Source organism: Rhodococcus sp. 14-2483-1-1 (assembly GCF_002259335.1).
Lineage (GTDB): Bacteria > Actinomycetota > Actinomycetes > Mycobacteriales > Mycobacteriaceae > Rhodococcoides.
This window is the reverse complement of sequence record NZ_NPFX01000005.1, coordinates 67909-79218: the sequence shown is the minus strand read 5'-3', so window position 1 is coordinate 79218 and position 11310 is coordinate 67909. Positions and strand designations below refer to the sequence as shown.

The following is an 11310-nucleotide window of genomic DNA, read 5'->3' as shown; positions in this document are numbered from 1 at the left end:
GTTGATCTCGGGTGCCTGTCAGCCCGGGTTCTGCACCCCGACCACGTCCGAGCCCTTCCACGCGCGCCAGAGTTGCGCGTACGGGCCACCTGCATTGACCAGGTCTTCATGGGTGCCGTGTTCCACCACCCGCCCTGCGTCGAGGACGGCAATGGCATCGGCTGCGGCTGCTTGAGTGAGCCGGTGGGCAACGACGAGTGTCGTTCGCCCGCGCGTTGCGGCGAGCGCGGCACGTTCGAGTGCACGCGCTCCCGAACTGCCTGCTTCTGCTGTGGCCTCGTCGAGGACGGCGACCGGGGTATCGACCAACACCAGACGGGCGAGGGCCAACTGTTGCTTTCGGTGAGCGGTGAGCGAATACCCGTCCTCACCCACGACGGTGTCGATGCCGTCGGGCAGTTCGCGCACCCACGAGGCCGCACCGACGACGTCGAGTGCGTTCCAGATCCTGTCGTCGTCGTGGACGTCACCGAGCGCCAGGCGCAGGTCGTCGACCAACGGCCCAGCGGTGACATGGACGTCCTGGCTCAGGATCGACACGTAGCGGCGCAGTTCCGCTGTTCCGAGATCGTGCAGTGGCACCCCGCCGATGGTCACCGTTCCGGAGTCGGGCTCGATGGATCCCGCTGCGGCGAGTGCAGCAGTGGTCTTGCCTGCACCGGTGGAACCGACCAGGGCCAGCGATGTCCCGGCCGGCACCGTGAGGCTGATGCCGTGCAGAATCTCGTCGCCGGAGACGTACGAATGCCGAACTCCGTCGAGAGTGAGTGTGTACTCGGACGGAGCGGCAACCTGGGGGCGGTCGGGTAGGGCGATGTCGACGACACCGACGAGCCGATTCAGACTTGCACCGGCCGACTGGATTTCGTCGAACAGGAACAAGATGGTGCCGAGGGGGTTGAACAACCGGTGGAAGAGCAGCACTGCGGTGGTGACGGAACCGATCGTCACCTCGTCACGTGAGAACAAGAAATATCCGACAACGAGCAGGATCGACAGGCCGAAGAACTCGGCTCGGTTCTCTCGGCCGACGAAGCGTGTGAACAGTCGGAACACCGAAATGGCCAGTGTGCGTGCCTGGTTGGATGCCGATTCGATCTCGGCGAGGCGTAGGTTCTCGGCTCCGTACGCCCGCACCGTGCGAAGTCCGTGAATACTGCTGGTGAGTGCTTCCGATCGGTCTCCCATCGCGGCCCTTTCGGCGGCGTACAGAGGACCGCTCCGCGGTAGGTACCAGCGAAGTGCGAGCAGATACAGAGGCAGCGCGAGCATACCGGCAACACCGAGGCGGTAATCGAGCCCGAACATGGCCACCACCGATACCGCGACGAGCAGGGCGGCCGAAATCATCGACGGGACCACGTCTCCCGCAGCGCGGGTGATCCGCGCAACGTCGTCTCCGATCCGAGACAGGAGGTCTCCGCGCCCGGTTCGTTCGACCGTGCCGGGGGGAAGGTTCAGCACCCGTTCCAGAGCCGATTCACGAAGTCCCGCAACGATGGTCTCGCCGAGACGGGAAACGGCGTAGCTCGTCCCACCGGAAAACGTTCCTGACAGCACTGCAGCCACTGCGAGGACCGCCACGATCGGGAGGATGGACCCCGCCGTACCGCCGTCGGTCACTTCGTCCACCAGCCGACCGAGAACGAAGAACGGCACCAGCGCGGCCAGCGACGACACGATTCCGGTCACGAGTGCAGCGACGAGAGCACCGGGATGCTGACGAACCCGTGCGCCGAGCCACCGCCGGGACCGACGCGCTTCCGCTATCGGCAAGCGGTGTCGATCCTGCACGTTCGCGTTCATCGTAGAACCGCCTCTGCGTATTCGGCGTTGGTTGCAGTCAGATCGGCGTGTGTCCCGGTGTCGGTCACGTGTCCGTCGCGCAGGACGAAGACGACGTCTGCCGTGGCCAGCAGCGCCGGGGACGACGTGACGACGACCGTGGCGTCGTCCCGATCCGCCGAATGGCGCACTCTCCGAATGCCATCGGCGATGGTCTGTTCGGTCACAGCGTCGACGGCAGTGGTCGGTTCGTGCAGCACGAGTACGGGCGGACGCGCATACAGCGCCCGGGCGAGCGCCAGGCGCTGGCGCTGCCCTCCGGAGAGATTCTGTCCCCGGTCGTTCACTCGGTGTTCGAGTCCGTCACGGTGCACGGTGGCAATCTGATCGGCAGCCGAAGCCGACAGCACGGCGTCGAGGTGCCCTCGATCCGTGTCGGCTTCGAAACCCGCGATGTTCTCGATCAGCGAGCCGGCGAAGAGGTCGGTGGTGTGCGGCTCGGCCAGCACTCTCGTCCGAAACGACTCGCGTGAGACCTCGCGCATGGACACACCGCCGAACATCACGTCACCCGAGTACTCGTCGGAGGCAACTTGCCCGCCGAGAACGGTGGCAAGGGCGTCTCCATCCGAGGGATCGAGCGCGATCACCGCGGCGAATTCCCCTGGACGGACGTCGATGTCGATGCCGGCAAGAGATCGAAAGGTCACGTTCCGCAACGACAAACCCGTCGGCACCGGTACCGATTCGGGTCCGTCGGACAGTAGAGAAGGGGCCGAGAGCACGGTCGACACCCGTTCCGCGGAACCGCGCGCACGCGCAACCACTGCGGGCGCGGACGTCAGCAGGGTGAGCGGCTCGATGAGGAACTGAGCGAGACCGACCACCGCGATGAGCTCCCCGATGGAGATCCGCCCGTCGAGTGCGAACCATCCGGCCAACGATGCGACTCCGGCGGCGATCAGCGCGCTCACGGTAGTCGTGACACCCCGTTGAAGGGCGAGCGACCGGACGGTGGCGAGAGCTGCGTTCAGTGCTGTAGCGCTCGCCGCGCGGTAACGAGCAGACGCGGCATGCTGGGCACCGATCCCTTGCAGAGACCTCAGACCGACCACCAGGTCACCGGCCATCGCGGTTGCCTTGGCAACGCGAGATTGCTGCACCACCGTGCGTGCAGTGATCAGAGGAGTCGCGAGTCGGAGTAGTGCCATGAACAGCGGCGTGCCGAGTAGTACCGCAAGGCCGAGTGGCACGTCGATGACGAACAAGGCGACGGCCGTCGCGAGAACTGCAGTTGCTGCTGCTGCCATGCGCGGAAAGAGATCGAGGAACCACGCCGCCTGTTCGGCGTCGCTGCTCGACACGGTGAGCATCTCGCCGTCGGACATCGGAGTGCGCACCCCGCAGGTGGACAGGACGCGACCGGACACCTCCATGCGCACCAGGTGCGCTTCGCGCTGGAGTGCCAGGTTCAGCTGACGCATCCCGACCTGGAACGCTGTCGTGAGCGCGATGAAGAGCACTGCCAGGGCGGCGATCGACCAGACCAGTTCCGTCGGCCCGCCGTCGGCGATTCCTCGGTCGATGATCACGCCGAGGGCCAACGGCACGGCCGTCTCGGCAATCTGGTGTGCGCACAGCAGGAGGGTTCCGACGGCGAGTCGTCCTCTGTTGCGGGTCAGTGTGCGACGAACGATGCGGCGCGCGGTCAACGGTGCCGGGTTCGCCTGCGCGGTACGAGCGGTCACGGGACCGCGGTCAGGTAGCCGCCGCCGCTCGGAAAGTACTCCAGAGCTTTGTGGTCGGTACCGTCATCGGTTCGCACCCGGTCGATGACCAGTGCGTGGTTTGCGCCGCGGTGGGCATTCGGGCCGGCGACGATCGCCATGCCGTCGCCTTCGCGAATGAACACTCGGCCTGGAGTGCCTCCGTAGATCCCTTGTGACACATGAGCTTCCACGACGGAAATACGTTCGCCGCGATAATGCGTGAATGCGTTCGGGTACGGGTCGGACATCGCTCGAATCAACCGGTCGATGTCGGTGGCGTCCCAGGACCAGTCGATGAGACTGTCCGTCTCGTGCCTCTTGTGAAAGAACGTGCGCTCCGACAGGTCTTGCGGACGCCACCCGGCTGTGCCCGATTCGATGCTGTCGAGGGATTCGAGGAGGACTCGAGGAATGAGATCGATGGTGGCCAGTACCAACTCCGTCGCGGTATCCCTCGGGCCGATCGGAACCGCTGCCTGAGTGAGGATGTCGCCGGTGTCGAGCTCGCCGTCCATCCGGTGGGCAGTCAGGCCGACCTCGGGTGCGCCGCTGATCAGCGCCCACGCGATGGGTGAGAACCCGGTGAATTTCGGAAGGAGGGAGTCGTGAAGATTGAGCGTTCCGTGCGGCGGGTGATCGAAGATTTCCGGCGGGAGCCACGTGCGCCAGTTGTTGGCCACGATGATGTCGGGGGCCCACTGGTGAATCCGGTCGATCAGGGCGTCGTCGGGCCGTCGCGCGAGATGCACGGGCACGTTGTGACCGCGTGCCAGGTCCTCGACCGAGTCGGCCCAAATGCTTTCGTACGCTTGATCACTGGTGGGATGAGTTACCACACCCACCACGTCGTGCCGCGACTCGATCAGCGCCTGGAGCGTCTTGTGGCCCCAGGTCTGATAGCCGAACATCACCACTCGCATGACGAGCCTTTCCTCGGAACGGTTACATCGAACGTCGGTCACCGGAGTCGGCACGGCTGTCGCGCAACCGACGGACCCGACGCCTCAGCGAGGGTAGCCTAGCCTAGCTTCTGAGTGTGCGGCACGGTCGCGCATCGAATGAGGTGAGGCTTGCCTCAATAGTGCTACCTTCTCAGTCGCCTCGCCCGGTCGGGTGCGGCAACCAGTCAGTGCGTGGTCGAGTCGAGAGGTTCCGAGGAACGATGAAGGTTCGTACGAAATGGACGAGGAGCGCCGCGTCGGTCGCGCTCGCAGGCGGGCTGACCATAGCCCTCGCTGCCGGATGCAGCAGTGATACCGCGGAGACGCCTACCGCCGACTCGACGACTTCTGCGCAGGAGTCCGCCTTCCCGGTCACGATCGACTCGGCCCTGGGCTCCGCGACGATCCCTGAGGCACCCAAGCGGATCGCCACCTGGGGCTGGTCGAACCAGGACGCGATTCTCGCCCTCGGTGTCGTGCCCGTCGCCATGCCGACCTTCGACGGTGACCAGTACGGTGCGGACGAACGCGGCATTCTGCAGTGGGACGCGAAAGCGCTCGCCGACCTGGGTGGCGAGACTCCCACGCTGTTCTCCGGTGACGGCACCGGAGCGGTCCCCGTCGAGCAGTTCGCTGCTGCTGCACCGGATCTGATCTTCGCGCCGTACTCGGGACTGAGCCAGGAGGAATTCGACCAGCTCTCCGATATTGCACCGGTCGTCGCGTACCCCGACAAGCAGTGGACAACGTCGTGGGAAGACCAGCTCACGATCGCAGGTAAGGCTCTCGGTAAGGAGAAGGAGGCCGCTGACCTGGTCTCCGGCGTCGAGAATTCCATCGCCGACACCGCTGCGAAATACCCGGCGCTGCAGGGTAAGACCGTCACCATCGCGTTGCCCAACGCTCCCGGCACGTTTGCCGTCAGCAAGGACAACGACGTACGCGTCGAGTTTCTGGAACAGCTCGGACTCGTCGACGAACCCACCATCCAGCAGGCAGACCCGGCCGAGGACCCCGATGCCGTGTACTTCGAGCTCAGCCTCGAGCAGGCATCGCTGTTGAAGTCCGACGTGCTGTTCGTCGTGGCGTACGACAAGGAATCGCTCGCCGGGTTCCTCGCCGAACCCTCAGTCGCGTCGCAGCCCGTGCTGGCGGAGGGCCGGACCGCCTCCACCCAAGCACTCAGCGCCGACAAGAACTTCGCGTTCGGTGGACTGACGGTGCTGACCATCCCGTACATCCTCGACGACGTGGCCTCGGCGCTGAACACTGCAGCCGAGAACGTTCAGGGCTGATCTTCGCCGGGCGACCCCACCCGACGCGTGCACAGGCGCAATCACTTTCGACACCAGGAGCGTGTTCACCGTGGCAAGGTCCCATCGACTTCAGGTCGTCTTTCCCGAAGTCCTGCGTACGGCCACGGTGATCGAGACACGCCAACTGAGTCCGGGTATGCGCAGAATCGTGTTGGGTGGGCCGCAGCTGCGGGAGTTCTCCCGCTACGGCTACCGGTTTCCGGCGCTGCGCAGCGAAGGATTCGACGACTTCGTCCGTCTGTTTTTCCCGCTCGACGACAACGGCACGATGGCATTGCCCGTGCAGCACGAGCGCACGGTGGAGTGGCGGCGGGACCCTCGGCCGGTGACTCGTAACTACACGGTGCGCAGCGTCGACACCGGAAATGCAGAACTGACCCTCGATTTCGTCACCCACGACACCGGAATCGCGTCGACGTGGGGGCGTCGGTGCTCCGTGGGTGATTCCATCCCGCTGCTCGGTCCGGTGCGGTCGGGTCGTGCACCCGCCGACGTGGACTGGGTGTTGCTCGTCGGCGACGAAACGGCGTTGCCTGCCATCGCCCGCTGTCTCGAAGAGGCGTTGCCGGAACAACGTATTCGGGTGTTCGTCGAGGTAGCCGACGTCGAGCGAGAGCTACCGCTCCCGACGGCCGCCGACGCGAAGATCACCTGGGTGCACGGTGACGGCGCAGTCGCAGGCACCGGAGGCCGGCTGGAATCGGCCGTGCGTGATGCGCCCTGGTGGGAAGGAACGGTATTCGCCTGGGTAGCAGGCGAATCCACAGCTCTCAAGGGCATCAGGCGATACCTGCGCGAGGATCGGGCCCTGCCGCCGGAGATGGTCGACATCACCGGCTACTGGCGACGGGCAGAGGTTCCGACCCGCGCGGACGATCCGGAGGTCCCCGATCTGAGCGTCGCCGATGCCGAGCCGTTCGACAAGCTCGCCGAACTGGCGGAGATTTTCTCCCCGTTCGCGATCAGGGCCGCAAATACACTGCGAATCCCTCTGCATGTCTCGCGCGGAGTGTGCACCGTCGATTCACTTGCGTCGGTGACCGGTACCGACAGGCGCGCCTTGGCGAAATTCGTTCGGTATCTGCGTGCCGTCGACGTCCTTGCCGAGGATGCCGATGGCGGGTTGACACTTGCCGACGTCGGCGAAGCGATGCTCGGTGACGACTGGATTTCGCATTGGTTGGACTTGGACGGTATCGAGGCACGGGTGGAGCTGTCGATCACCGGTCTCGTCGACAGCTTGCGCACCGGCACCGCCAGTGCGAGCCTGCTGACCGGCAGGACTCTGAGCGATGACCTCGCCGGGTCGCCCCGTCTCACCGAACTGCATCACAACCACATCGCCGACGAAGCTGCGTTCCTCGGTCCTGCTCTGGCGCAGGATTATTCGTTCGACGGCGTGTCGACCGTGTTGGTGACGGGCGCGGCATCCGGGGTGGTGCTCGGTTCCGTTCTCGCGCGCTACGACGGTATGTCGGCCGGTGTGCTCGGGTTGCCCAGTGAGCTGGAATCGATTCGACGCGACCTCGAGACGTGGCCCGAACTTCAAGAGCGAGTGGAAAATCACCCGCAGAGTGTCATGTCCGAGCCGCGTGCGAACCGCGCGAGCGGTTACGACGCGTATCTGTTGCTCGAGGTCACCGGGCACTATCGCGACGAGGACCTCGCACTGTTGTTGCGCAATGCGGCAACGGGATTGGCCGATAACGGAAAATTGGTCGTCGTCGAGCGGCTGTCGAACGACGGTTCGTTCGACGAGGACCAGGCCGAATTCGATCTACTGATGCTCTGCATGCACGGTAGCGGTGTCCGAACGAGATCCGAATTCGCTTCCGTAGCAGCCGATGCCGGCCTCGCGGTTACGGCGTCGACCCTGGTCGGCTGGGGTATCACGGTGCTGGATCTGCACCGTGTTCCCTGACACCGTCGAAGCCGTTGTGATAGTGCGCTAGTTAGGTTAGCGTTGCCTACTGAAGGCGTGCGCGGATGCTCAGGCACTTTCGTTGCGCGCAGAAACGCGGTCTTGGACCCATTCACTGTCAGGAGCGATTGCACGATGACTGTCGACGACAACTCGCGAGAATACGACCTCACCGAAGACTGCGAGTACGACATCGTCGGTGTCGGATTCGGGCCCTCCAATCTGGGGCTGGCCATTGCGATCGAGGAGCACAACCGAACCTGCGCTCCAACAGAACGATTGACGGCCTGCTTCGTCGAGTCCAAGGGCGAGTTCGCCTGGCACCCCGGCATGTTGTTGCCGGGAACGACGATGCAGATCTCGTTCCTGAAGGACCTGGCCACTCAGCGCAACGCCAGCAGCGAGTACACGTTCCTTGCCTATCTGTCGGAGCAGGGTCGACTCAACCACTTCATCAATCTGCAGACGTTCTTCCCGAGCCGGCTCGAGTTCCACGACTACCTGTCGTGGGCCGCAGGAAAGGTCGACGCGACGGTGCACTACGGCACCCGAGCGGTCGACATCGTCGACACCGGTGACGGATACGGCGTCCGCACCGAGGGCCGACGAAGCGGCACCGTGCGAGGTCGAAACATCGTGCTTGCCGGCGGTTTGACGGCCACCATGCCCGACGGTGTGACCGCGTCGAGCAGGCAATTCCACAATCACGACCTGCTCGGGCACCTGGACCGACTGCCGTCGCGGACGCATCGCACGTTCGTCGTCGTCGGCGCCGGGCAGAGCGCTGCCGAGGTGGTGGACTACCTGCACTCGACCTACCGAGATTCCTCGGTGCACGCGGTACTCCGCAAGTACGGGTACAGCCCGGCCGACGACAGCCCCTACGCCAATCGCATCTTCGATCCGACGGCCGTGGACGACTTCTATTCGTCGTCGCACACGCTGCGTGATCAGTTGCTGCACTACCACCGCGGCACGAACTATTCCGCGGTCGATCTGCCGCTGATCGAAGAGCTGTACGCGCGTGAGTACGCCGAACGGGTCAGCGGGGAGCGCCGGCTTTTCGTGCACGGAGCATCTCGAATGGTCGACGCCGTCGAGGAGCCGTCCGGTGTCCGGGCCGCCGTCGAGCACGGCCCTACCGGGTTGACCGAGGACGTACTGTGCGACGCTGTCGTCTATGCCACCGGCTTCACGTCCCTCGATCTCCCCGAGATCCTCGGTCCGCTGTTCGACGCCGTCGAGTTCGACACGTGCGGTCCGCGCGTGACGCGGGACTATCGGCTCGTCATGCGTGAACCGAGCGCGGGGTCGATCTATCTGCAGGGCGGGACCGAGCACACGCACGGTCTGACCTCGTCGTTGCTGTCCAACATCGCTGTTCGCAGCGGTGAGATCGTGAAGTCCGCCGTGAGCACGAGGGTGCGAACGGTGGTGTGAATCGGGTGCGGACGAGCGTGGGCGACGAGCCGGAACAGCGAGACGTTCCGGCCGAAGTCGTCGGTCTCGCTCGCACGAATGCGCGGCGGGCCGCGGGGTTGTTCGTCGTCATCGGTATTCTCGCCGCGCTGTGCCTGGTGAGTATCGCGGTGGGTACCGAGTACATCCCCCTCGGTTCGGTGTGGCACGGCCTGTTCTTCCCCGACGCGTCGACCGACTCCGTGATCGTCCGCGAACTACGCCTTCCGAGAACGGTTCTCGGGCTTCTCGTCGGAGCCGCGCTCGGGGTTGCCGGTGCACTGATTCAGGCGATGACGCGAAATCCTCTGGCCGACCCGGGCATCCTGGGTGTCAACGCCGGAGCGGCGTTCTTCGTCGCGATCGCAGTCGGCGTGTTGGGTTTCACCGGTATCGACTCCTACATCTGGTTCGCGTTCGCCGGTGCCGCGCTCGCTGCGGTCGCGGTGTACGCACTGGGCTCGATGGGGCGAGCGGGCGCAACGCCGATTCGCCTGACGCTGTCCGGAATTGCGCTCGGTGCGGTACTGGGCGGCATCACCTCGGGCATGCTGCTACTCGACCCGGACGCCTTCGACAGGATGCGGTTCTGGAGCGCGGGATCATTGGCCGGACGCGGCCTGGACATCACAACGGCAACCGGTCCGTTCATCGCACTCGGGCTGTTCCTGGCTGCCCTCGTCGCGCGTCCGCTCAACGCGATCGCCCTCGGTGACGATCTGGCACAGTCGTTGGGGGCACGAGTGATTCGTACGCGCATCATCGGAGTCGTAGCGGTAACTCTGCTCGCTGGTGCCGCGACCGCAGCGGCCGGGCCCATCGGGTTCGTCGGACTGATGATCCCGCACATGGTGCGGTGGTTCGTCGGGCCGGATCAGCGCTGGATTCTGATCTACACGCTATTCGCGGCACCGGGGCTGCTACTGCTCTCGGACGTGGTGGGCCGCATCGTGATCCGCCCCGGGGAATTGCAAGTGGGCATAGTCACCGCATTCGTCGGCGCTCCGGTACTGATCGTGCTGGTCCGCCGGAAGAAGACGAGCGGACTGTGACGCAGGGTCAGCACGGCAACGTGGACTTCGGGCGGCGGCTGTGGATCGTTCGACTGCGTGATCGGGTGGACGGCCGAATCGACATCCGAACGGTGGCGGTCTGCGCTGCACTGCTGCTGGTGACTGCAGCGGTTGCCGTCGTTGCGATCGGTACCGGCGACTACTACATTCCGCCGAACGAGGTGCTCGCCGCGGTGTTCGGCGACGCTCCGCGCATCACCGAGATCATCGTCATGGAGTGGCGGTTTCCTCGGGTGGTCCTGGCGTTCCTGTTCGGAGCCGCCCTCGGTGTATCCGGTGCGGTCTTTCAATCGTTGACGCGCAATCCGTTGGGTAGCCCGGACATCATCGGATTCGCCACCGGTGCGTACACCGGCGCGCTCGTCGTCATCCTCACGCTCGGCGGTGGTTACTACCAGACCGGAGCCGGCGCGCTCGTGGGCGGACTGGCCACGGCCGCGGCGGTGTATCTACTCGCGTACAAGCGCGGGGTGCAGGGCTTTCGACTGATCATCGTCGGGATCGGCGTCAGCGCGATACTGGCCTCGATCAACACCTGGTTGGTCGTCAAGGCCGATCTGGCCGAGGCGATCGCGGCCGCCGTCTGGGGCGCGGGCAGTCTCAACGGGTTGGGGTGGGCGCAGGTGTGGCCCGCGCTGGTGGTGATGGCCGTCATCGCCCCGTGCCTGGCGGTGTTGTCGCGTCGGCTGCCGATGTTGGAGATGGGGGACGACGCCGCACGAGCGCTCGGGGTGCGCGCCGAACCGACGCGTCTGATGCTCGTTTTTCTGGGCGTCGCGTTGATCGCACTGGTCACTGCGGCCGCGGGACCCATCTCGTTCGTCGCGCTCGCCGCGCCGCAACTTGCACGCAGGCTCACCGGCACATCGGGAGTGGCGATGGTACCCGCAGCCTGCATGGGGGCGCTGCTGCTGGTGGTCAGTGACGTTGTCGCACAGCGCGTCTTCGCCCCGACTCAGCTGCCGGTCGGCGTTGTGACCGTGTCGGTCGGAGGCGCATATTTCGTGTGGTTGCTCGCTCGTGAAGGGAGAAAGCAATGACAGGGAG

8 protein-coding genes are annotated in these 11310 nt (G+C 65.2%); 5 read left to right on the top strand and 3 right to left on the bottom strand.

Features of this window, described 5'->3' with window-relative positions:
- Positions 1–18: 18 nt before the first annotated feature.
- From CH294_RS03960 to CH294_RS03950, 3 genes are read right to left on the bottom strand one after another with little or no spacing between them, the layout of a single operon-like run.
- Positions 19–1806, bottom strand: coding sequence for an ABC transporter ATP-binding protein (locus CH294_RS03960; protein ID WP_094737063.1), 1788 nt, complete (start codon positions 1804–1806; stop codon positions 19–21).
- Positions 1803–3533 carry an ABC transporter ATP-binding protein gene (locus tag CH294_RS03955; protein WP_249305031.1) on the bottom strand — a complete coding sequence of 577 codons (1731 nt, stop codon included), beginning with the start codon at positions 3531–3533 and terminating at the stop codon, positions 1803–1805. Before CH294_RS03955 ends, CH294_RS03960 begins: the two co-directional genes overlap by 4 nt.
- A complete protein-coding gene (locus tag CH294_RS03950; RefSeq protein ID WP_094737062.1) occupies positions 3530–4474 on the bottom strand; it encodes a methionyl-tRNA formyltransferase in 945 nt (314 codons plus the stop codon). The genes CH294_RS03955 and CH294_RS03950 overlap by 4 nt, the downstream gene beginning before the upstream one ends.
- Before the next feature lie 242 nt (positions 4475–4716).
- Here CH294_RS03950 and CH294_RS03945 point away from each other — a divergent pair, with 242 nt between their 5' ends.
- The 5 genes from CH294_RS03945 to CH294_RS03925 all read left to right on the top strand — a co-directional run bounded on the left by CH294_RS03945 (position 4717) and on the right by CH294_RS03925 (position 11303).
- Positions 4717–5790: an ABC transporter substrate-binding protein gene (locus CH294_RS03945; protein WP_094737061.1), complete on the top strand. Its 1074-nt coding sequence runs from the start codon at positions 4717–4719 to the stop codon at positions 5788–5790.
- Positions 5791–5860: 70 nt separating this feature from the next.
- The gene (locus CH294_RS03940) at positions 5861–7732 is read left to right on the top strand and encodes a siderophore-interacting protein (RefSeq protein ID WP_141216439.1); all 1872 of its coding nucleotides are present in this window, start codon (positions 5861–5863) and stop codon (positions 7730–7732) included.
- A 135-nt stretch (positions 7733–7867) separates the two neighbouring features.
- Positions 7868–9172, top strand: coding sequence for a SidA/IucD/PvdA family monooxygenase (locus CH294_RS03935; RefSeq protein ID WP_094737059.1), 1305 nt, complete (start codon positions 7868–7870; stop codon positions 9170–9172).
- Between the two features lie 5 nt (positions 9173–9177).
- Positions 9178–10242, top strand: a complete 1065-nt coding sequence (locus CH294_RS03930; RefSeq protein WP_094737182.1) for an iron chelate uptake ABC transporter family permease subunit — start codon at positions 9178–9180, stop codon at positions 10240–10242.
- Entirely contained in the window at positions 10239–11303 is a 1065-nt protein-coding gene (locus CH294_RS03925) for an iron chelate uptake ABC transporter family permease subunit (protein WP_094737058.1), read from the top strand. Before CH294_RS03930 ends, CH294_RS03925 begins: the two co-directional genes overlap by 4 nt.
- The last annotated feature ends 7 nt before the right edge of the window (positions 11304–11310 follow it).